The organism is Exiguobacterium sp. ZOR0005, assembly GCF_000798975.1.
GTDB lineage: Bacteria > Bacillota > Bacilli > Exiguobacteriales > Exiguobacteriaceae > Exiguobacterium > Exiguobacterium aurantiacum.
In genome coordinates, this window is sequence record NZ_JTLB01000027.1 from 1 (window position 1) to 23,037 (window position 23,037).

Annotated in this window: 22 protein-coding genes and 1 pseudogene; 18 read left to right on the plus strand and 5 right to left on the minus strand. The window is 54.3% G+C overall.

Going from position 1 to position 23,037, the window contains the following annotated elements:
- A pseudogene (locus L971_RS15195) lies at positions 1-360 on the plus strand (hypothetical protein); the annotation flags it as partial.
- A gap of 137 nt (positions 361-497) precedes the next feature.
- On the plus strand, positions 498-1,127 hold the full coding sequence (upp, locus tag L971_RS12400) for a uracil phosphoribosyltransferase (RefSeq protein WP_024370846.1): 630 nt from the start codon (positions 498-500) through the stop codon (positions 1,125-1,127).
- 35 nt (positions 1,128-1,162) lie between these two features.
- On the opposite strand, the gene L971_RS12405 is transcribed toward upp, so the two are convergent.
- From L971_RS12405 to L971_RS12425, 5 genes are all read right to left on the minus strand, one after another.
- Positions 1,163-2,746: a glycine betaine ABC transporter substrate-binding protein gene (locus L971_RS12405; protein WP_047376135.1), complete on the minus strand. Its 1,584-nt coding sequence runs from the start codon at positions 2,744-2,746 to the stop codon at positions 1,163-1,165.
- Complete coding sequence (locus L971_RS12410; protein ID WP_024370844.1) at positions 2,743-3,867, minus strand: ABC transporter ATP-binding protein; 1,125 nt, start codon at positions 3,865-3,867, stop codon at positions 2,743-2,745. Before L971_RS12410 ends, L971_RS12405 begins: the two co-directional genes overlap by 4 nt.
- Positions 3,868-4,039: 172 nt before the next feature.
- Positions 4,040-6,709, minus strand: a complete 2,670-nt coding sequence (locus L971_RS12415) for a cation-transporting P-type ATPase (protein WP_024370843.1) — start codon at positions 6,707-6,709, stop codon at positions 4,040-4,042.
- A gap of 190 nt (positions 6,710-6,899) precedes the next feature.
- Complete coding sequence (locus tag L971_RS12420; RefSeq protein ID WP_052200388.1) at positions 6,900-8,225, minus strand: (Fe-S)-binding protein; 1,326 nt, start codon at positions 8,223-8,225, stop codon at positions 6,900-6,902.
- Positions 8,222-9,631: an FAD-binding oxidoreductase gene (locus L971_RS12425; RefSeq protein WP_047376137.1), complete on the minus strand. Its 1,410-nt coding sequence runs from the start codon at positions 9,629-9,631 to the stop codon at positions 8,222-8,224. The genes L971_RS12420 and L971_RS12425 overlap by 4 nt, the downstream gene beginning before the upstream one ends.
- A gap of 636 nt (positions 9,632-10,267) precedes the next feature.
- Between L971_RS12425 and L971_RS12430 the strand changes: the two genes are divergently transcribed.
- The 16 genes from L971_RS12430 to L971_RS12505 all read left to right on the plus strand — a co-directional run bounded on the left by L971_RS12430 (position 10,268) and on the right by L971_RS12505 (position 23,037).
- The gene (locus L971_RS12430) at positions 10,268-10,495 is read left to right on the plus strand and encodes a hypothetical protein (RefSeq protein ID WP_024370840.1); all 228 of its coding nucleotides are present in this window, start codon (positions 10,268-10,270) and stop codon (positions 10,493-10,495) included.
- Positions 10,492-10,902: an ATP synthase subunit I gene (locus L971_RS12435; protein ID WP_024370839.1), complete on the plus strand. Its 411-nt coding sequence runs from the start codon at positions 10,492-10,494 to the stop codon at positions 10,900-10,902. Before L971_RS12430 ends, L971_RS12435 begins: the two co-directional genes overlap by 4 nt.
- A 2-nt stretch (positions 10,903-10,904) precedes the next feature.
- Positions 10,905-11,642, plus strand: a complete 738-nt coding sequence (atpB, locus tag L971_RS12440) for a F0F1 ATP synthase subunit A (protein WP_024370838.1) — start codon at positions 10,905-10,907, stop codon at positions 11,640-11,642.
- A gap of 68 nt (positions 11,643-11,710) precedes the next feature.
- Complete coding sequence (gene atpE, locus L971_RS12445; protein WP_024370837.1) at positions 11,711-11,923, plus strand: F0F1 ATP synthase subunit C; 213 nt, start codon at positions 11,711-11,713, stop codon at positions 11,921-11,923.
- 71 nt (positions 11,924-11,994) lie between these two features.
- A complete protein-coding gene (gene atpF / locus L971_RS12450; protein WP_029334270.1) occupies positions 11,995-12,522 on the plus strand; it encodes a F0F1 ATP synthase subunit B in 528 nt (175 codons plus the stop codon).
- Entirely contained in the window at positions 12,522-13,055 is a 534-nt protein-coding gene (locus tag L971_RS12455) for a F0F1 ATP synthase subunit delta (protein WP_029334271.1), read from the plus strand. Before atpF ends, L971_RS12455 begins: the two co-directional genes overlap by 1 nt.
- A gap of 18 nt (positions 13,056-13,073) precedes the next feature.
- Positions 13,074-14,582: a F0F1 ATP synthase subunit alpha gene (atpA, locus tag L971_RS12460; protein WP_024370834.1), complete on the plus strand. Its 1,509-nt coding sequence runs from the start codon at positions 13,074-13,076 to the stop codon at positions 14,580-14,582.
- Positions 14,583-14,618: 36 nt separating this feature from the next.
- On the plus strand, positions 14,619-15,476 hold the full coding sequence (atpG, locus tag L971_RS12465; protein ID WP_024370833.1) for an ATP synthase F1 subunit gamma: 858 nt from the start codon (positions 14,619-14,621) through the stop codon (positions 15,474-15,476).
- Between the two features lie 34 nt (positions 15,477-15,510).
- Positions 15,511-16,929, plus strand: a complete 1,419-nt coding sequence (gene atpD, locus L971_RS12470; protein WP_034798906.1) for a F0F1 ATP synthase subunit beta — start codon at positions 15,511-15,513, stop codon at positions 16,927-16,929.
- A 28-nt stretch (positions 16,930-16,957) separates the two neighbouring features.
- Complete coding sequence (locus L971_RS12475) at positions 16,958-17,368, plus strand: F0F1 ATP synthase subunit epsilon (RefSeq protein ID WP_047376138.1); 411 nt, start codon at positions 16,958-16,960, stop codon at positions 17,366-17,368.
- A gap of 154 nt (positions 17,369-17,522) precedes the next feature.
- Positions 17,523-18,713 (plus strand): EAL and HDOD domain-containing protein, encoded by a 1,191-nt coding sequence (locus tag L971_RS12480; protein WP_024370830.1) that lies wholly within the window; start codon positions 17,523-17,525, stop codon positions 18,711-18,713.
- A 202-nt stretch (positions 18,714-18,915) separates the two neighbouring features.
- Positions 18,916-19,134 (plus strand): DUF1146 family protein, encoded by a 219-nt coding sequence (locus tag L971_RS12485; protein ID WP_024370829.1) that lies wholly within the window; start codon positions 18,916-18,918, stop codon positions 19,132-19,134.
- A gap of 242 nt (positions 19,135-19,376) precedes the next feature.
- Positions 19,377-20,678 carry a UDP-N-acetylglucosamine 1-carboxyvinyltransferase gene (gene murA, locus L971_RS12490; protein WP_024370828.1) on the plus strand — a complete coding sequence of 434 codons (1,302 nt, stop codon included), beginning with the start codon at positions 19,377-19,379 and terminating at the stop codon, positions 20,676-20,678.
- 75 nt (positions 20,679-20,753) lie between these two features.
- Positions 20,754-21,740, plus strand: coding sequence for a rod shape-determining protein (locus L971_RS12495; protein ID WP_024370827.1), 987 nt, complete (start codon positions 20,754-20,756; stop codon positions 21,738-21,740).
- A gap of 122 nt (positions 21,741-21,862) precedes the next feature.
- The gene (locus L971_RS14870; RefSeq protein ID WP_052200389.1) at positions 21,863-22,279 is read left to right on the plus strand and encodes a DUF4275 family protein; all 417 of its coding nucleotides are present in this window, start codon (positions 21,863-21,865) and stop codon (positions 22,277-22,279) included.
- Positions 22,276-23,037 carry an SDR family oxidoreductase gene (locus tag L971_RS12505; RefSeq protein WP_047376142.1) on the plus strand — a complete coding sequence of 254 codons (762 nt, stop codon included), beginning with the start codon at positions 22,276-22,278 and terminating at the stop codon, positions 23,035-23,037. Before L971_RS14870 ends, L971_RS12505 begins: the two co-directional genes overlap by 4 nt.

Sequence of the window (23,037 nt, forward strand, 5' to 3'; positions counted from 1 at the left end):
ACGGAAACAGCCGTAAAACCAGCCGCGGAGACGACGACTGCACCGAAGACGGAAACAGCGGTAAAGCCGGCCACGGAGACGACAACTGCGCCGAAGACGGAATCAGTTGCCAAGCCAGTGGCCAAACCGGCCGCGACGAGATCTGGTCAGACGACAAAACCTGTGGCCGCGCCGAAAGTCACAGACGAGAAGCAGGTCAAGTCGAAAAAAGACGTGAAGAAGAAACCGCACGGTAAGAAGAAAGTTAAAAAACATGACGCCAAACCTATGCACCACGCCAAGCAAGATGCCCCGAAAGGCAATATGTGCGGCAAAGTGAAGCATGCTTCGGCCGGTTTCATGAAATTCTTCAAATTTTAAGAGCAATCAGAACCCCGAGGTGCGAAGTGAGCCCTTGGGGTTTCGTCTGACCTCTTGGAAAACAGAAGTTGACCCTACCTTTCTCAGAGGAGTTAGGGTACAATGCTCAAGAGAGATTGAGAGAGGAGTGAAGCATGATGGGAAAAGTACACGTTTATGACCACCCATTGATTCAGCACAAGATGACGATTATGCGCAAAGCAGAGACGGGGACGAAGCAGTTCCGCGAGCTCGTCGACGAAGTTTCGTCGCTCATGGCATATGAAATTACACGCGACCTTCCACTTACTGACGTGGAGATCGAGACACCGGTCTCGGTATCGACACAGAAGATGATCGCCGGCAAGAAATTGGGAATCGTCCCAATTTTACGGGCGGGCCTTGGCATGGTGGATGGCTTCCTCAAAATGATGCCGAACGTCAAAGTCGGTCACATCGGTTTATACCGTGACCCGGTGACGCTCGAGCCGCACGAATATTATCTCAAGTTGCCGACGGATATCACGGAGCGTGACTTCATCGTCGTCGACCCGATGCTTGCGACAGGTGGCTCGGCTGCCGATGCGATCGCGGCACTCAAAAAGCACGGCGCGAAGTCGATCAAGCTCGCTTGCCTCTGTGCAGCACCGGAAGGCGTCGAACGTGTTCAAGACGAACACCCGGACGTTGAGATTTATCTCGCCGCACTCGACGAGAAATTGAACGACCACGGCTACATCGTCCCAGGGATGGGCGACGCCGGTGACCGTTTGTTCGGAACGAAATAAGCAAAAAACGCAATCGCCGCGGCGATTGCGTTTTTTTAGTCGGTTAGAAGTCCTTCGCGGACCAAGAAGTCACGGGCGACTTTCTCGGGACGTTGTTTCTCGACGTCCGCGAGGTAGTTCAGTTCTTGCATCACTTCATCCGTGATTTTACCGTTCAACAAGTTCAACACGTCCGCGAGCTCGGGATGCTCGGTAAGTGTCTTCTCGTTGACGATTGGGACGGCGTAGTAGGGCGGAAAGAACTGTTGGTCGTCTTCGAGGACGACGAGTTCGAACCGCTTTAACAGGCCGTCGGTCGAGAAGCCGTCGATGGCCTGGCTCTCGCCGTTCATGAGCGCCGTGTAACGCAGGCCGCCGTCGACTGGTTTCACATCCGCAAAGTTGAACGGATACGCTTCTTTCAGACCGAGATAGCCGTCTTCCCGGTTCGAGAATTCGATGGTCGGACCGAAGACGAGCTCATCACTCACCGAGGCGAGGTCAGAGACGGTGCTCAAGTTATATTTGTCGGCGTCCTCTTGTTTGACGGCGATGGCGAACGTGTTGTTGAAGCCGATCGGGTCGAGCGTTCGAATATTAAAACGGTCTTGCATTTGTGTCCGGACTTGTTCATAGACGGCGTCCGGGTCGTTGTCGACTTCTTGCTTCAAGACGTCGACGAAGAGCGTGCCCGTATATTCGACGTACGCGTCAATCTCTCCGGTCCGAAGGGCGCTGAACGCGACTTGCGTCCCGCCGAGGTTGAGTTGGCGTTTTACGTCGAGGTCTGTTTTTTCTTCAATCAAATCGGCGACCATGTTTCCGAGGATGGCCTGCTCCGTATAGTTCTTCGAGCCGATGACGATCGTGTCATCTTCACGTGTGAACGCATAGATGGACCCGCCGAGGAGGAAAGCGAACGCTGTCGCGATGACGATAGCCGGTTTGACGACTTTCTTCGAACGACGCGTCTTCTTTTTCATGCGGCCGTCGGCGAGGACGATGCCGTTCGGGGCGACTTTATACTCGATGCGGCTGACGACGAAATCGATCAACAAGGCGAGAAGACCGGCCGGGATGGCACCAGCGAGAATCTGGTTGTTGTCGACCGTCTGGATGCCGGCGAAGACGAGATAACCGAGTCCGCCTGCCCCGACGAACGCCGAGATCGTCATGAGTCCGACGGCCGTGACGGCCGAGATGCGAATACCGGCCATGATGATCGGCAAGGCGAGCGGCAACTGGATCTTGCTTAAAATCTGACGATCGGTCAGGCCGATTCCTTTGGCCGACTCAAGTGTGTCGCCAGGAATGCTCGACAGTCCCGTATACGTGTTCTTCACGATCGGGAGGAGCGAGTAGAGGACGACCATGATGATGGCCGGTGTCGACCCGATGCCGATGAACGGGATGAGGAAACCGAGCAGGGCGAGACTTGGCACCGCTTGAACGACGCTCGTCAGACCGAGGATCGGTTTGGCGAGGCGCGGGATACGAAGAATGACGATGCCGAGCGGGACGCCGATCAGTACCGCGAGTGAGACCGCGAAGACGGTCAATTGTAAGTGTTCGAGTAAGAGCGTCCCGATTTGGTCGGTGTTGCCCGCAAAGTAACTGAAAAATGATTGAATCGTGTTCATACTGTTTCCTCCTCTTGCATGAATTGCTCACTGAGGACGGAAAGCAGACTGCTGCGTGTGATGAGTCCCTCAAGCGTCGGACCGGTGACGACCGGGAGATACCCTTGGTCGCTCGTGTTCATGACGTCTAATATATCGAGGAGCGAGTCCTCGCTCGAGACGAAGGCGTAGTCCACGTTCATGACTTCCTCGAGCCGTCTCGTCTTGTCTTGGATGCCGTGGACATCTTTTAGTTTGATCAAACCTTTCAAGACATGGTCCCGGTCCGTGATCAGGAGGCTGTCGACTTTGCGTGAGCGCATGATCTCGATCGCCTGCAAGACGGTCCGTTTCCCACTAATCGATACCGGGTCGGTGATCATGATGTCTTTTGCCTTAATGTATTCCGGGCTGTTCCAAATCCGATTTTTCCCGATGAACGATTCGACGTACGCGTCTTTCGGGTTACGAAGAATTTGTTCGGGTGTATCGAATTGAACGATTTCCCCGTCGCGCATGATACAAATGCGATCGGCCAACTTGATCGCTTCATCCATATCATGGGTGACGAACACAATCGTCTTTTTCACTTCTTCTTGTAGGTTGAACAGCTCTTCTTGCAGGTCGTTACGGGTAACGGGATCGAGGGCGCTGAATGGCTCATCCATCAGGATGACTTCCGGGTCGTTCATGAGGGCGCGGGCGAAACCGATGCGTTGCTGCTGGCCGCCGCTCAGTTCGCTTGGGTAACGGTCGATGAACTGATCTGGGTCGAGACCGACCATGCGGAGCAGGTGCTCGGTGCGGGCGTCCATGTCTTGCTCGGCGTGTCCTTCGAGGCTTGCGATCAGTTGGATGTTCTCGCGGATCGTCATGTGGGGGAAGAGGCCGGTCTGTTGTATGACGTACCCCATCTGGCGGCGAAGCTCGATCGGGTCCATCTTCCGCGTATCTTGACCGTTGACGATAATCGTTCCTTCTGTCGGCTCAATCAAACGGTTAATCATTTTCAGCGATGTCGTCTTGCCGCAACCGGACGGGCCGATAAAGACGACGAGCTCGCCTTTGTTGATCGTCAGGTTCATCTCTTTCAAAACGGTCGTCGTTTTGAACGTTTTTTTCACTTGTTTAAATTCAATCATCAACTCAACTCTTTCCAAATATTATTTTCACATAACCTTAATGTTCCCTTGTTATGAAAATGTAAACATTTTTTTGTGTGATTAAGGTTTGAAACCGTTGAAAAACGGGATAAGATAAAGTTGGTTTGCACGAAAAAGGAGCGTCGCCCGTAGGCGTCGCTCCTTTTTTTAGTTATGATTGTCTCCGTTTTATCACATTGCGCGAAATCAGTTTCTCGAGTTCGATGATGAAGAACACGACGAGACCGAATACGAACGGGATGATCCAGTCGCTCGCTGCGATTGGGGTCGTGCCGAACGCGGTGTTCATGAACGGCACGTACGTGATGAACAGCTGGAGCACGATGAGCGCCCCTGACACGTAAAACGCGATCGGGTTTTCGAAGAACGAGCGGTTGAGGGCAGGCTCTGTCTCGACCCGGACGTTGAACAAGTGGAACATCTGGGCGATGACGATCGTGTTCAATGTCATCGTGTGGATATATTCGACGCTATAGTCGCCGGCGTTCATATACAGGTTGTACATGAGCGTCCCACCACCGATGATGAGCGAGACGAGCAAGATCCGGAAGATATAGTACCGGCTCAAGAGCGGCGTCTTCTTCGGACGAGGTGCCCGTTTCATCGTCGACGGCTCGAGCGGCTCGAACGCGATCGCGAACGAGAGCGTGATAGCGACGACCATGTTCACCCACAGAATTTGAAGCGCCGTGAGCGGGAGCTGGGTGCCGAGGAAGATACTCATGAGAAGTACGAACCCTTGGGCTCCGTTCGTCGGCAAGATGAAGAGAATCGTCTTCTTCAAGTTGTCATAGACGCGGCGACCTTCTTTGACGGCTTTGAAGATCGTATTGAAGTTATCGTCGACAAGCACCATCTCGGCCGCTTCTTTCGATACTTCCGTCCCTTTGATCCCCATGGCGACACCGATGTCGGCGCGGCGGAGGGCCGGGGCGTCGTTGACACCGTCACCGGTCATGGCGACGATATGATCTTGCGTTTGAAGCGCTTTGACGAGACGCGTCTTGTTCTCAGGGCTCGTCCGGGCGAAAATATTGTACTGCCCGACGACGTCCGCGAGTTCTTCGTCGGTCAAGTCGTCAATCTCGGTCCCTTGAAGGGCGCCGGCCTCTGTCGAGATGCCAAGCTCGTTACCGATGGCGATGGCCGTCTCTTTATGGTCGCCGGTGATCATCTTCACTTGGATGCCGGCCGATTGACACTCATTGACCGCCTCGATCGCCTCAGGACGTGGCGGGTCCATGATGCCGATGAGCCCGAGGAATTCAATTCCTTCATATAAGTCGTCATGGTCAATCTTTTCTTTCGACGTGTTGAACGTTCGTTTTGCGACTCCGATGACGCGTTGTCCTTTTTTGGCGAGGTCGGTCATCTTCTTTTCCCACATGTCTGTCGGGAAGTTCGAATCACTCGCTTCGGCCATCGAGAACAAGCGGTCCGGTGCACCTTTCAAATACATGACATGCTCGTCGTCACGCGGCGAGAGTGTCGCCATATACTTGTGCGCCGAGTCGAACGGGATCTTCGAGATGACGCGGAGTGGTCGAATCGACTCTTCCGCCTTCTCGCCGAGTGTGAGCAGGCAGCCTTCGGTCGGGTCGCCCGTGATCTTCCATTGCTTCGATTCTTCATCGAAGAACAAGTCTGAATCGTTACACGTCACACCGGCAAGAAGAATCTCGTTGAGGACCTCGTCTTGCTTGTTCGAGTAGACGTCGTTTTCAGACTCGATGCGACCTTCCGGGGCATATCCTGAACCCGTCACTTGTAGCGTACGGTCAGCGAGTTGGATGTTCTGTGCCGTCATCTCGTTTTTCGTCAACGTCCCGGTCTTATCGGAACAGATGACCGATACGGCGCCGAGCGTCTCGACGGACGGGAGACTCTTGACGATTGCCTTGTTGTCGGCCATCTGGCGGACACCGAGGGCGAGGATGATCGAGATGATCGCCGGTAATCCTTCCGGGATGACGGCGACGGCGAGACCGATGACCGCGAGCAACAGCTCGGCCGTCTCGTAGTCACGCAAGAAGTAGCCGAAGATGAAGGCGAACACGGCGACACCGGCGATGACGCTGGCGACGGTTTTCCCGAAGCGTTGCGTCTGTTGGATGAGCGGTGTTTGCACTTTCTCGACTTCGGCGATCGACGCATTGATTTTCCCGAGCTCGGTCTTCGAACCGGTCGCGATGACGATACCGCTACCGGTACCGGCAGCGACAGACGTCCCTGAGAACGCCAAGTTCGTCCGGTCGCCGAGGCCGATTTTCTCTTCGAGCGGGTCGAGCGTCTTATCGACGGTGATCGCTTCACCCGTCAGTGCCGACTCTTCGACTTTCATGTTCTCCGCCGTGATGAGGCGGAGGTCGACGGGAATCTTATCCCCCGGCTTCAAGTAGACGATGTCTCCAGGAACGAGGTACTCGGCCTCGATCTCTTTCCGTTTCCCGTCACGACGGACGAGGGCGGACGGGGACAACATGTTCTTGATGCCCTCGAGTGCTTGTTCTGCCTTGTTCTCCTGCAAGTAGCCGATGATCCCGATGATGAGGACGACGAGCGCGATGACGATCGTGTCGTACCAATAACCGAGGACGGCTGTGATGACAGCGGCGGCAAGGAGGACGTAGATAAGCACGTCGTTGAACTGCCGTAAAAACTTGAGCCACTTCGGGTCTTTCTTTGGTTCCGGGAGCACGTTTTTCCCGTGCTTCTCAATTCGCTCCTGTGCGGTCTCTTCACGGAGTCCTTGATCGATATCGGTGTCGAGGTGATCCTCGGTCTCGTGAATCGATAGCGTATGCCAGTGCCTTTCTTCCATATCAAAACCCCTTTCTCTTTTTCTCCATTTAGACAGACGAGTAGAACAGTCTATACTTCATTCTTACCCCATGTGAAAAAGTGTGTAAACTTTAATTCCATGTGAAATAATCGGAATTGTGAAGTATGTGTGAATCCGTGAAGGGGAATGTGTGGACACACAAAAAGAGAGGGGTTTCCCTCTCTTCGACTTATCGCGGATCCATCGCCTCGGCGAGCAAGTCCGCCAGGTGGACGGCCCGCATCGACGGTGTGCCGTGTTCTTGAATCCCGAGTTGCATTTGCAGGTGACAGCCGGGGTTAGACGTCACGATCGTCTGAGCGGCCGTGTCGCGGACGTGGCCCATCTTCATCTCTAAGATGTCGTTGGCGATACGTGGTTGGAGCAGATTGTACACCCCGGCCGAGCCGCAGCAATGGTCGGCATGTTGTTGCTCGACGAACGTCGTCCCTCGGATCGCCTGCAGCAACACCCGCGGGGCGAGCGCTCCTTTTTGCACGTTCCGGAGGTGGCAGGAGTCTTGATACGTGATGAGTTGGTCCGGGAGGGTGAGCGTCACACGGTCGAGGAAGCCGACCTCGATCAACACTTGCGCGAAGTCTTTGATCTTTGCCGTGAACCGCTCGGCCCGATCCTTCCATGCCGGGTCGTCGTGGAGCAAATGGTCATAGCCGAGGAGGAACGCCCCGCACCCGCCGGCGTTCGTGATGACGAAATCGACGTCGAGTGACTCGAACGCCTCGATGTTTCGTTTCGCAAGCACGACGGCCCCGGGCTGTTCGCCGGCATGTCCATGGAGGGCGCCGCAACACTGTTGGCTTTCCGGGATGACGATGTCACACCCCGCGGCTTGGAGCAGTTTGATCGTGTTCGCGTTCGTCTCGTAAAACATCGTGTCCATCAGACATCCGCTGAAGAAAGCGACGCGAGCCGTCGTCGTCCCGGTCGCTCGGACCCGGTCAGGTCGCCGCACCCGTTCCGTTCGCGCGGGAACGGCCGGCAAGATCGCCTCCATCTTCTGCAGCTGGTCCGGGAACCAGTCGAGGATACGGAGCTTGCGGGTGAGCGTCTGGGCCCCGGATTGTTGGTAAAAACGGAGAAAACTCGTCGCCGTTTGCATCTTCGACTTGTTCAAGAACAGTCCGTCGAAGACGACTTTTCGGATGACACGCTCGCGCACGTCCATCTGGCCCGTCGCTCGTTTATGGGCGGTGATGGCGGCGCGCGCATCTTCTAACAAGACGCTATAACGGACGCCGGCCGGACATGCCGGTTCACAGGCGAGGCACCCGAGACATTCGTTGAGCGTTTTCTCGACGCCGTCGTCCGGCTCGATCAAGCCGTCGACGACGCCTTTCATGATGGCAATCCGTCCGCGCGGGGACGCCGACTCGTCTTTCGAGCGGATGTACGTCGGGCACGTCGGGAGACAAAAGCCGCACCGCATGCAGCCGAGCATCTCCTCATAGTCAAGCGTTTTGGCCATGCGAGAGGCGAGTTCAGGTGTGTGTTTCATGAGCGGCCTCCTTGCGTAATGCGTTTTTTCGCCGCTTTGGCGAACATCTTTTGCGGGTTCATGATCCCGAGCGGGTCAAAGGCGAGCTTGATGCCTTTCATGACCTCGATGCCGACCGGGCCGAGCTTCCATTCGAGGTAAGGAGCTTTCATCGCCCCGACGCCGTGCTCGCCCGTGATTGTCCCGCCGAGCTCGAGTGCCGCGGCAAAGATGTCGGCAAAGGCGGCCTCGACGCGTTCCATCTCTTCGTGGTCCCTTGCGTCGGTCGCGACGGTCGGGTGGAGGTTGCCGTCCCCGGCGTGGCCGAACGTGGCGATCTCGATTTCATACTTTAGGCCGATCGCCTCGATGCGCCGGACCATCTCGGCGATCTCGCTCCGGGGCACGGTCGCATCTTCCAAAATCGTCGTCGGACGTAGCCGGGCGAGCGCGGACAAGGCGGTCCGACGGGCGTAGCGCAGCGTCTCGGCGTGCACTTCGTCCCGGGCGACTTCGACGAGCGAGGCCCCTTCGGCGAGACAGATGGTTTGCATCGCCTCGATGTCGCACCGGACGACTTCGGCCGGTCCGTCTTGTTCGAGCAGCAGGAGCGCGCCGACGTCAGTCGGCAAGCCGATGTTCGCATACGCCTCGACGACTTCGATCGTCTTTTTGTCCATGAACTCGAGCGTGGCCGGTATGATGCGGTTCTCGATGATTCGACTGACCGTCCGTGCCGCGCCGTCTAAATCGTGGAAATGCGCGACCATCGTCTGTTTCGTCTCGGGGAGCGGGATGAGTTTGAGCGTCGCCTCGGTGATGACGGCGAGTGTGCCTTCCGAACCGACGAGCAGTCGTGTCAAATCGTATCCGGCGACGTCTTTGGCGAGCTTGCCGCCCGTGCGGAGCACCTCGCCGCTCGGGAGCACCGCCTCGAGGGCGAGGACGTAATCGGCCGTCACCCCGTATTTCAATCCGCGCAAGCCGCCGGAGTTCTCGCTAATGTTGCCGCCGATCGTCGAGATTTTCATCGAGCTCGGGTCCGGCGGGTAAAACAGCCCCTTCGCCTCGACGGCCTCAGCCAACCGGGCGGTGATGCAGCCGGGCTCGACGGTGACGGTCAAGTTTTTCTCGTCGATCTCGACGATCCGGTCCATATGACGAAAGTCCATGACGAGGCCGCCGGCGAGAGGCGTCGTGCCGCCGGCTAAATTCGTTGCCGACCCGCGGGCGATGACCGGGACACGATACGTGTTGCATAGCCGTAAGGCGGTCTGTACGTCTTCGGTCGAGCGGGGAGCGACGACGGCGTCCGGCATCGCTTGGTAATTGGGGGTCGCGTCGAACGAATAGGCGAGCCGTGTCGTCGCGTCGGAGAAGACGATATCGTCCCCGAGTTCATTCCGTAATTGATCGAGCCAGTCCATAATACATCCTCCTGACACGCATCCGTTGCATAGCGATGCGGGCGTCGGTTCCGAAAGTCACAAAATCGACACAAATTTAGGTAGCGCTTACATCGTAATCGTAGCGATTCGAATTGGGATTGTCCACCCATTCCCCGTTGATAGGAGGGGATTTCCAGGCTTTGAGCACACGGAAAATCGACTGTGACATATATCACGATAAATTCCGCACAACCCCTCGACACGGTAAAACGGGTATCGGTATACTGAAACAGGGCGATGTAAACGATTTCAAAATCGGGTCAACGCCCGTTTCAAAATCTTTTGTGAACGTGCACCGTTTGCCGTTGTGTTTTCCAAAACGTGGAGGTATAACTGAACTATTCTTCATCTTGTTCGCTTTGTGAAATGTTATCAGTTCAACATTTTTATTTCACCGTTTCTTCATACTTTTTTAAAATTTAGCGATTTTAATTTAGTTTGTGAAGCGCGTAAAAGCCTTGATACGACTTGCTTTAAAGCGCTTTTATAATTGTGAAATTCATTGACTTCTTATGCCATTTCCATTACTCTGAACTTGTGTGACTTTTGATGGTCATGCGAGTGTGAATCGACCAAGATGAAGGACAAGCTTCCTAGAGAGAAAGGGGGAGTAGGATGGCGAAAAAAGACAATCGTTACCTATCCTATGCCTCGCTTGCCTCCCAAATCTCGACCGCGCTTGCTGGACCGATTGTCATTGGGTATCTCGTCGGCCAATACGGAGCGAGACGTGAAATGTGGGGTACGTTTGGTTGGAATGTGTCGGTGCTTCTCGGCATGGCGTTCGGGATCACGGCGCTTGTTCTCACCCTGCGAAGTTTATTGACGGGAGAGGACGAATGAATCTACAACAAGTGCAAGCAGACAGAAAAGCACAAAAAGAGCTGATGAAACGCTATACGAAGTGGTTTATCGGATGGTTCGCCATTCTCCTCGTCGGAGCGCTCATCGCCCCTATGTACAAGCCGGTCTTTCTCGGATTGTTCCTAGGCGGGGTCGCCAGCCTGATCATTCTACATATGCAGAATCGAAGCGTCATTCGCATGTATGACGTCATCGAACATGGGCGACGCCCGAAATCGCACGGGACTGTTTCAAGGATGGCAGTCGGTGCGTTAGCCGTGATAGTCGGTCTCTTCTATGAGGACCGAGTATCGCTCATTGCGGTGGTAACTGGTCTAATCGCCGGCCACATCATACAATTTGGCGAGTTCACACTTGCCCAGCTCAGCAGGAAAAGAGGTGAATAATAATGGGTCATGAGTTTCCCACCTATTCTCTACAACTTGGAGATTACACGTTATATGGGAGCTGGACGAACGTCATCACGGTGCTGATCGCTTCACTGCTCGTCTTCACGTTCGCCGTCTGGGGGACACGACGCTTGGCAATGAAGCCGACAGGCAAACAGAACTTCATGGAGTTCTTTGCAGAATTCGTACGAGGGGTCATCTCGAGTGCGATGGACTGGAAGACCGGCGGACGCTTTATCGGGTTTGGAATGACGTTGATTTTGTTCATTCTATTCTCAAACTTAATGGGTCTACCGTTTAACGTCATTTCCGGTCACTACTTATGGTTCAACTCGCCGACGGCCGATCCGTACGTCACATTGGCGTTGTCGACACTCGTCGTTGCAATGTCGCACTACTACGGGGTGAAGTTGCACGGGTTGAAACACTATTCGGCAGAGTTCGTCAAACCGGTCTGGTTCTTGTTGCCGATCAAGCTCATCGAGGAGTTCGCGAACACCTTGACGCTCGGTCTGCGTCTTTACGGGAACATCTTTGCCGGTGAAATCATGATTACCATCATCTTGGGACTCGCAATTACCGCACAAGGGGCGCTAAACCCGCTCGGTGCTGTGTTCGCAATCTTCCCAATGATTCTATGGCAAGGCTTCTCAATCTTTATCGGGGTTATCCAATCCTACATTTTCCTGACGCTTGCAATGGTGTACATCGGGCACAAAGCTTCAGCCGAGCATTAATTCGCCAAAGCGTTGAACACAAAAAACTATTTACTTAACTTTTAGGAGGAATATACACAATGGAACAAATGAATCTTCTCGCAACAGCACTCGTTATCGGTCTCGGAGCACTCGCGGCAGGTATCGGTAACGGTCTTATCGTATACGGAACAGTACAAGGTCAAGCACGTCAGCCAGAACTCAAAAACGAACTTCGTCAAACAATGTTTATCGGTATCGGTTTGGTTGAGGCCCTCCCGATCATCGGTGTGGCTGTCGGTTTCCTTCTCCTCAACTCTTGATTGCGAGTTAACGAGAACAACGTAAGAGGGAGCACGTCTCCCTCACTTATTTAGTCAAGAGGAGGGTATGCATGGATACGATGATGATTGCAGCTGGTGCTGGCGGCGAAGGCCTCCGCATCCTGGATATGATCTTTACACTTTTCACATTCCTCGTACTCTTGGCCCTGTTGAAGAAATTTGCTTGGGGACCACTCCTTGGAATGATGAGACAGCGTGAAGAGTATGTAGCGAACGAAATTGAGCTCGCTGAAAAGAGCCGCAAAGATGCGGAAACTTATGTCGTCGAACAACGTGAAGCGCTCAGCGCGGCACGTACGGAATCGAAAGAAATGCTTGATTCAAGTCGTCGTCAGGCTGAAGCAGAACAAGCACGCTTGGTGGAGCAGGCGCGTTTGGAAGCCGAACAAATTAAAATCGAGGCTGAGAAAGCGATCGAGCGCGAGCGTGAGCTTGCGAAACAATCGCTTCAGACGGAAGTCGTCACACAGGCGCTTTCGGCAGCACGCCACGTCCTTCGTACGGATCTCAAAGGTGACGAAGCGAAACAACGTGCCCTCGTCACAGACTTCCTGTCAAAAGCGAAAGGTGCTAACTAATGAACGCATCTCTAGCAAAACGCTACGCCAAAGCGCTCTTCGACTTAGCGCGGGAACAAGGCACGCTCGACCAAGTCGAAGCGGAAGTGCGTCTGCTCGATGAAGTGCTCCACGCGACACCTGAACTGATGGACCTCTTAACGAATCCGGCAGTCAAGGACAGCGAGCTTGCACAGCTTTTGAAAGATAGCTTTGGTGATATGACGGCAATCGTCGTGAACACACTTCTCGTCATGGTCGAGAACGACCGTGCGAGCGAAGTTCGCGCGTTGCCGCGCTACGTCCGCGAATATGCGAACGATTTCCGCGGCATCGCAGAGGGGTTCGTCACGAGCGCCTACCCATTGTCGGCAACGGACTTAAAAGAAGTCGAACTCATCTTCGGTCAGAAGATGGGCAAGACGCTTCAATTACAGAATGTCGTCGACGAAGACGTCATCGGTGGACTTCGCGTCCAAATCGGTTACACGACGTACGATGATACAATCGAAACTAAACTGACACGCCTCGAGCGTGAACTGTTGAATGCGTAAGAAATAGGGGTGAATTCAATGACGATCAAAGCTGAAGAAATTAGCGCCCTGTTAAAAGAGCGAATCGCTTCGTACGGCTCTGAAATCGAAGTCAGTGAGACGGGTACAGTCATTCAAGTAGGTGACGGGATCGCACGTGCACACGGACTCGATAACGTTATGGCGGGGGAGCTCGTAGAGTTCTCTAACGGCGTAATGGGCTTGGCGCAAAACTTAGAAGAAGGTAACGTCGGGATTATCATCCTTGGCGACTACAAAGGCATTAAAGAAGGCGACTCGGTAAAACGTACGGGCCGCATCATGGAAGTCCCGGTCGGTGAGGCGCTCCTCGGACGCGTCGTCAACCCGCTCGGACAACCGATCGACGGTCTCGGACCGATCGTGACGGACACATACAACCCGATCGAGCGTAAAGCTTACGGCGTTATGGCCCGTAAGTCGGTTCACGAACCGCTCCAAACTGGGATTAAGGCGATTGACGCCCTCGTACCAATCGGTCGCGGTCAGCGTGAGCTCATCATCGGTGACCGTCAAACTGGTAAGACTTCGGTCGCGATCGATGCGATCATCAACCAAAAAGAAGAGAACATGATCTGTATTTACGTCGCGATCGGTCAGAAAGAATCGACTGTCCGTGGCGTAGTTGAGACGCTCCGTCAAAACGGCGCCCTCGATTACACGATCGTCGTTTCGGCATCGGCTTCACAGCCAGCCCCACTTCTTTACCTCGCACCATTCGCTGGGGTATCGATGGGTGAGTACTTCATGGACCGCGGACAACACGTCCTCGTCGTGTATGATGACCTCTCGAAACAAGCGGCAGCTTACCGCGAGCTCTCGCTTCTTCTCCGTCGTCCTCCAGGCCGCGAAGCCTACCCGGGGGATGTCTTCTACCTCCACTCACGCCTTCTTGAGCGTGCGGCGAAGTTGAACGACGAACTCGGCGGCGGCTCGCTTACAGCACTTCCGTTCATCGAGACGCAAGCGTCGGATATCTCGGCTTACATCCCGACGAACGTTATCTCGATCACAGACGGTCAAATCTTCCTTCAGTCGGATCTCTTCTTCTCTGGGGTACGTCCTGCGATCAACGCCGGTCTCTCGGTATCGCGTGTTGGTGGCTCGGCTCAAGTGAAAGCGATGAAGAAAGTTGCCGGTACGCTCCGTCTTGACCTCGCGTCATACCGTGAGCTCGAGGCGTTCGCCCAGTTCGGGTCTGACCTCGACAAAGCGACGCAAGCGAAGCTCAACCGTGGACAACGTACCGTTGAAGTCTTGAAACAAGACTTGAACGCACCGCTCTCGGTCGACAAGCAAGTCATTATCATCTACGCACTCACGAAAGGTCATCTCGATGACGTTCCTGTCGAAGACATCCGTCGTTTCGAAAAAGAAATGAACGCATGGCTCGACCAAAACCGTGCCGATCTCTGCCGTGAAATCCGTCAAACAGGAAACCTTCCTGCGGACGAAGCGATGGTCGATGCAATCACGGAATTCAAAAAGACGTTCTCGCCATCGGTTTAATCCGGTGACGAGCGTCTATTAAGGTGGTGAATCGAAATGGCATCATTACGTGAGATCCAGATGCGGATCACCTCGACCCAAAGCACGAAGCAAATCACGAAAGCGATGAACATGGTGTCGGCCTCGAAATTGAACCGCGCTCAAGGGAGCAACGCCAACTTCAAGCCGTACATGACCAAGTTGCAAGAAGTCATCTCGTCGATTGCCGGCGGTACTTCAGGCGCAACACACCCGATGCTTCAAGTCCGTCCCGTCAAACGGACCGGCTACATCGTCATCACGTCGGACCGCGGACTAGCTGGTGGATACAACGCCAGCGTCCTTCGCGACGTGTATCGCGAATTGAAAGCGAAACACGATTCAACGGACGAGTATCGTCTGTATGTGATCGGGAAGGTCGGCGTTCAGTTCTTCAAGGCACGGAACATTCCGGTGTACAGTGCCATGACAGGATTGAACGACCAGCCATCATTCATTGAAGTCGCGGAGATCGTCAAGCAGACGGTCGGCGCGTTCAGTGAAGGCGAGATCGATGAGCTGAAGCTTTGCTACAACTCATTCATCTCTGTTATTAGCCAAGAAGTGAAAATCGATCGACTGCTCCCGCTTGGGAATATCGAACAGACCGCATCGAATGTGATGTATGAATACGAACCAGAAGAAGAAACGATCTTAGCGGCGCTCCTCCCGCGTTATGCGGAAGGACTCATCTACGGCGCGCTCCTCGATGCGAAAGTATCGGAGCATGCGGCCCGGATGACGGCGATGTCGAACGCGACAGACAACGCGGATGAACTCATCCGTGGACTCAAGCTCAAGTTCAACCGCGCGCGTCAAGCGGCGATCACACAAGAAATCACAGAGATTGTCGGAGGTGCGGCTGCGCTTGAATAAGCGCACGCCCTCTAGATTGTAGGAGGCTAACACGATGAACGAATACGGCATGAAAGGCCGCGTAGTCGCAGTCATGGGCCCAGTTATCGACGTGAAGTTCGACAACCACTTACCGAACATCTACAACGCCCTCAAAGTCACGCACGTGGCAACGTCGGCGGAAGACGTAAGTGTCGACTTGACGCTCGAGGTGGCGATCCACCTTGGGGATGACACGGTCCGTACGATTGCGATGGACTCGACGGACGGCGTTCGCCGCGGCATGGAAGTACTTGACTTAGGCACACCGATTTCGGTACCAGTAGGAGAAGAGACGCTCGGTCGTGTCTTCAACGTCCTCGGTAACCCGATTGACGATAAAGAAGTATCACCGACAGTGCGTCGTTCACCGATTCACCGTCAAGCACCGACGTTCGACGAGTTGTCGACGAAGGTTGAAATTCTCGAGACAGGGATCAAAGTCGTTGACCTTCTCGCCCCTTACATCAAAGGTGGTAAGATCGGTCTCTTCGGTGGTGCCGGTGTAGGGAAAACCGTCCTCATCCAGGAACTCATCAACAACATCGCGCAAGAGCACAGCGGGATTTCTGTATTCGCAGGAGTCGGTGAGCGTACGCGTGAAGGAAATGACTTGTTCCACGAGATGACGGACTCAGGCGTTATCAAACAAACGGCGATGGTATTCGGTCAGATGAACGAGCCGCCGGGCGCGCGTTTACGTGTAGCCTTGACTGGTTTGACGATGGCGGAATACTTCCGTGATGAGCAAGGACAAGACGTTCTTCTCTTCGTCGATAACATCTTCCGTTTCACACAGGCAGGTTCTGAAGTATCGGCCCTTCTCGGCCGCATGCCGTCTGCCGTAGGTTACCAGCCGACACTCGCGACGGAAATGGGTATGCTTCAAGAGCGGATCACGTCGACAGCTAAAGGATCGGTCACATCGATCCAAGCAGTTTACGTACCAGCCGATGACTATACTGACCCGGCTCCAGCGACAACGTTCGCTCACCTTGATGCGACGACAAACCTTGAGCGTCGTCTCTCGGAGATGGGGATCTACCCAGCCGTTGACCCGCTCGCTTCGACTTCACGTGCCCTCTCGCCTGACATCGTCGGACCAGAGCACTACGAAGTAGCCCGTGAAGTGCAGCAGACGCTCCAACGTTACAAAGAACTCCAAGACATCATCGCCATCCTCGGGATGGACGAGTTGTCTGAAGACGACAAGCTCACGGTTCACCGTGCCCGTCGCATTCAGTTCTTCTTGTCACAAAACTTCCACGTGGCCGAGCAGTTCACAGGCCAAAAAGGTTCGTACGTACCGGTTAAAGAGACTGTCCGCGGCTTCAAAGAGATCCTCGATGGAAAACACGATGATCTTCCGGAAGATGCGTTCCGTCTCGTCGGTCCAATCGAAGACGTCATCGAAAAAGCGAAGACGTTGGTCTAAGACCTACGCGGAAGGGGGAAACTAGACGATGAATACTCTTCACGTCAACGTCGTCACCCCGGATGGCGCAGCCTATGAGGGCGAGGCGCGGATGGTGATTGCCAAATCGGTGACCGGTGAGATCGGTATTTTGCCGAAACACATCCCGATGGTGACACCGCTCGACATCTCGATCCTCAAACTGCGCCACGAAGATGGTGGACGCACGCTGATCGCACTCAGCGGCGGTTTCATGGAAGTTCGTCCCGACACGGTGACGATCTTAGCTGAAACAGCCGAAATGGCGGACAAGATCGACTACGACCGCGCTTCAGCGGCGAAAGTTCGGGCCGAGCGCCGTCTTCAAGACACGAAGCTCTCGGACATCGAATTCCGCCGTGCGGAGCTCGCGCTCAAAAAAGCGATCAACCGCTTGAGCATTCGCGAAATGAAAGACTGATACGTTAACCTTCTCACTTCGGTGAGGAGGTTTTTTTGTCGTGTTCCTTCATTATATAGGACTAAAGTCTCGCCGTCGTTTGGGAAAAGCAGTAAAAGACGGACGGAGATGAGCCGATAATAGGAGTGGGAACTACGAAAAAGGAGATAAAGGGATGAAAGTTTACGTTGCGCGCCAACCGATATTTGATCAAAAGTTACGCGTCTGCGGCTATGAACTGTTGTACCGCCGTAGCGAGAAAAATATATTTGAACACGTCGACGACGCGCTCGCGACCGCCGACGTGATCCATAACGCCTATCTCGTGTTCAACTTTCGGGAGTTGACCGAGGGGACACGTGCGTTCATTAACTTTCCCCAAAATTTGATTGAAGGGGAAGTGCCGGCCTTGTTGCCGCGGCAGTCGCTCGTCGTCGAAGTGCTCGAACACGTCGAGCCGACCGAGAAAGTGCTCGCCGCCCTCCGCTCACTCCGGCGTAAAGGTTACACGATCGCCCTCGACGATTTCGTCTTCGAGGAGAAGTACCGGCCGCTCATCGGTCTCGCTGACATCATTAAAATCGACTATCAAGCGACACCGGTCGATCAACAGAAACGGCTCATCGATGCCCTCGGCCACCGTGTCGAATTTTTAGCCGAGAAGATCGAGACGCCGCTCGAGTATGAGACGGCGAAAAAGCTCGGCTACAAGATGTTCCAAGGTTACTTCTTCAGTCGTCCGACCGTCGTTCACGGGGCCGAGGTGCATCCGCTCCGTCACACGCTCGTCGAAGTGTTAAAAGAACTCGACCGGCCGGAGCCGAACTTCCGCCGCATCGCCGGCCAAATCGAGCGCAGTGTCGATTTGTCTTACAAGATGTTGCGCTCCGTCAATACGGTGTATCAAAAAGGACGGCATACGATTCAGTCGATCGAACAGGCGGTCGCCCGCATCGGGCTCGATGAGATGAGGCGTTGGTCGTATTTGATGCTCTTACGGGAGATGCAGACGTCAGAGTCGAAAGAGCTGATCAAGCAGAGCGTCATCCGTGGGAAGATGATGGAACTGATCGCCGATGACACGGTGCCGGCCGTCACGCCGTTCGATGCGTTCATCACCGGCATCTTCTCGTCGCTCGACGTCATCTTGGATGAGACGATGACCTCGCTCGTCGCCGAGCTCCCGGTCGAACCGGTCGTCAAAGAGGCGCTCCTCGGGAAGCCGAACAAGCTGCGGGAACTGCTCGACGCCGTGACGGCTTATGAACGTCTGACCGTGCCGGTCGATGAGTCGGCGCCAGATTGGTCACCGTACTATATCCGAGCGATTCAATGGGCGCAAACGTTCGAAGAAAAAAGTGAATAATGTTTGAAATTTCGAAGGGACGTCAATTACTGTAATAAGGCCATGCGCCGATGACGTTCCTTTTTGTATGCGGTTTATGGAGAAAGCGAGCTGATTGAATGGACACATTTGAACCCCCACCATCACGCTAAGTCTTTTTTTCTCTGTCGCGACATGCTATGATTAAAAATGGTACGAATTTTTGAAAAGAGGGGAATCGTCGATGTTGAACACCGTGTTATCGCTATTTATTTACATCGCAGCGATTTACGTCGCTTGGTGGGCACTCATGCCAGTCAAATGGGACAAGTTGCTCAACCAAGTGAAGAGCCCGCAAGCTGCTGTCTTGCGTGTTCTCGTGGCCGTCGTCTTCGGTTCCTTGATCGCCCAGTTCTTCTTGGAGTATATCCGGTTGGCGCAGGCGCTCGCACCATTACAGTAGGCTGTAAAACGATTACTAAATTGTAATCCTGCTGTAACGTTTCCTATATGTTTATCGTGTAGGATAAACTCGTCTGACATGGCGCCTTTCATCAGAAACTATTATGCTATTATTTCTTGTTTTTCTCTCTGATGAAGTCGTCACGTTTCACAAACCATCGTAGCTATCGACATAACCACATCCGGAATCGGATATCGACGTATAGAACACAAAATTAACGAAGTTGGAGGACAAAGAGAGATATGAAGGATTTGATTGTAGTCCGTGGAGGACGTAAATTGTCAGGTACTGTGCGTGTAGAAGGAGCAAAAAACGCCGTACTCAAAACATTGGTTGCCACTCTATTAGCAAGTGAAGGAAAGTCGGTACTCCAAAACGTGCCGCGCCTCGCTGACGTATACACGATTAACAAAGTACTTCGCCACCTCGGTGCAGAGGTCGCATTTGATGAAGCGAACAATGAAGTCACAGTCGACGCCTCGGGCACAATCAAAGACGAGGCGCCGCTTGAGTACGTCCGTAAGATGCGTGCCTCGATCCTCGTCATGGGTCCTCTTCTCGCTCGTCTCGGTCATGCGCGTGTCGCAATGCCGGGCGGATGCTCGATCGGCTCACGTCCGATCGACCTCCACTTGAAAGGGTTCGAAGCGATGGGAGCGAAGACGGTCATCGGCAACGGTTTCGTCGAAGCATCAGTTGACGGCCGTTTGAAAGGCGCGAAGATCTATCTCGACTTCCCATCGGTCGGCGCGACTGAAAACATCATGATGGCTGCCGTCCTGGCTGAAGGCACGACGGTCATCGAGAACGTCGCGAAAGAACCAGAGATCGTCGACCTCGCCAACTTCTTGAACGGAATGGGCGCACACGTCCGCGGTGCCGGGACAGAGACGATTCGCATCGAAGGCGTGGAGAAGCTCCACGGCGCCGAGCACTCGATCATTCCTGACCGCATCGAAGCGGGTACGTTCCTCGTCGCAGGTGCCATCACTGGCGGCGACATCGAAGTCATCGGAGCTGAGCGCGAACATTTACGTCCGCTCATCTCGAAAATGGAAGAAATGGGCGTCAAATTCGAAGACACGTCGGAAGGCATGCGTGTCATCGCACCGGACGAGTTAAAGCCGGTCGATGTGAAGACGATGCCGCACCCAGGTTTCCCGACAGACATTCAAGCACAAATGATGGCGCTCGTCTTGAAAGCAGGCGGCACATCGGTCATTACAGAAACAGTGTTCGAGAACCGTTTCATGCACGTCGAAGAATTCCGACGCATGAACGCAGACATTAAAATCGAAGGACGTTCAGCCATCATCAAAGGCGGCGTTCGCCTCCAAGGTGCCGAGGTCGTTTCGACTGACCTTCGTGCCGGCGCAGCACTCGTGCTTGCAGGCCTTATTGCCGACGAAGAGACTCGTGTCGGCGACTTATATCATATCGACCGTGGCTACGTCGACTTCCACAAGAAACTTCAAGCTCTCGGTGCTGACATTGAGCGTATCGAAGGAACGGTCGAAGTCGTTGAAGAAATGGTCAACAACTAATTAATAGACTCATAGGAGCGAGGAGATTCTTCTCGCTCTTTTCAATGAAGTAATGAACGGAGGAACCTATACATCATGTTTTCAAAAGATATCGGGATTGATTTAGGAACAGCAAACGTCGTCATCCACGTGAAAGGTCGAGGTATCGTCCTCGACGAGCCGTCTGTTGTCGCCATCAAGCGTTCGACGGGGAAAGTGCTCGCCGTCGGTACGGAAGCGTACCAGATGGTCGGTCGTACGCCAGGTGACATCGTCGCCATCCGTCCGCTCCGTGACGGCGTCATCGCCGATTTCGCGACAACGGAAGAAATGCTCCGCCACTTCGTCGAGAAGATTCAAGTGCGCGGCTTCTTCGGTGGCATTCGCATGCTCATCTGTACGCCGGCGAACGTGACCCCGGTCGAAGCGAAAGCGATCCGTGAAGCAGCCGAAAAGGCTGGCGCCAAAGAAGTCTTTCTCGCCGTAGAACCGAAAGCGGCAGCCGTCGGTTCGGGCATGGACATTTGGAAGCCGGTCGGCCACATGATCGTCGACATCGGCGGCGGCACGACGGACGTCGCGATTCTTTCAATGGGTGATATCGTTTGCGGTGAGACAATCAAAATCGCCGGTGATCGTTTTGATACGGACATCCTCCGCGCCATTAAAGACAAGCATAAGCTCATCATCGGAGAGCGTACGGCTGAACAGATCAAAAAAGAGATCGCGACCGTCTTCCCAGGCGGACGTAACGAGACGATGGACATCCGCGGCCGTGACATGGTACGTGGCTTGCCGCGTACGGTGACGATCACGTCTGAAGAACTCCGTGAGGCGATGGCCGAGTCGGCAAATGAGATCGTCGAGGCGACGAAACGTGTCCTCGAACAGACGCCGCCAGAACTCGCGGCCGACATCATCGACCGTGGCATCATCATGACGGGGGGCGGCTCGCTCCTCCACGGCATCGACCAGCTCGTCGCCGAGCGTGTCGGATTGCCGGTCATGATCGCCGAAGAGCCGACCCTTAGCGTCGCGCACGGCACGGGCATCATGCTCGAGCATTTGGATCGGTTGAAATAAACATATGAACAGCTCTTTATAACGAAGAGCTTTTGACGAGTCGAATCGCTTTTCATAGTGATTCGATTCGTCTTTTTTATTTCCATGGAAATGGCTACACTGAATGGGATAGGGGGAGTGAGATGGAGCAGCTGATTCGACAGTTGACCTTTAAGCGAGTAGGTGTGACGTTGGTTGAAAGTGGGGGTAGGTTGCTGCGTGAACGATGGCGCAATACGTTCCTTGATGAAGGACGACAAGTACGTCCCTTTCTTTGGGAACAGCTTCTGGAAAGTGATGTAAAGGGGACAAAAGCGGATGATGCGTTTAATCGAGCGAAGACGTGGAAGTGTTATCTTTTCTTTGAATCGTCAACGGATATCGCCATACTCGATTTTAGCCAATCCAAACTAGTGAAGCGAAGTGATTTTGTGGTCTGGGAAAGTGAATATGCGGATTTGTATATCGTGGATGAGCATATGACATGGACGTATGTTGTACCACACGAACAAGAGTATGGACCATATTTTATCAAGCGGATAAAGGGGGAACCGAAATGACACGACCACTCACGCTAATCACCGGCGTCAGCCGTGACAAAGGCATCGGCGCGGCAATCGCCAGAAAGCTTGCCGAATCCGGGCACGACCTTTATTTGACACACTGGAGCCCGTTTGACGGGACGGACGGGGTCGGGGCGGAGCCAGACTTCATTACCGGATTCGTCGACGAATTACGGGCCTCAGGAGCGCGTGTGGAACATGAGGCGTACGATTTGGCGTCAGGAAATGAAGAAGGACTGCTCGACCGTGTCGAGGCAACACTCGGTGTTCCCAGTCGCCTCATCAACAATGCGACGTACGAGCGGCACGTGAACGAGTCGACGTTTACGACCGAGACGCTCCGTACCCATTACCTCGTCAACAACGAAGGGACGCTCGGACTCACGTTCGCCTTCATCAAGCGATACAAACGAGCAGGGCTAAAAGACGGGCGGATTTTGTTCATGGTGTCAGGCGGACCGGACGCGAACAATCTCGCCTATATCGCGACGAAAGGAGCGCTCATCGCCATCACACCGGCGCTCGCGAACGGGGTCGGACGTTACGGCATGTCGGTGAACGCCCTCGATCCGGGACCGACCGACTCGGGCTGGATCGATGAGACGTTACGCGGCCACCTCGTCCCGTTCTTCCCGCACGGGCGTGTCGGCACCCCGGAAGACACGGCTCACTTCGTCGCGTTCTTGATGGGTCCGGACGGGGTCTGGGTGAACGGCCAGCACTTGCACGTCGACGGGGGTTTTACCGGACGATGA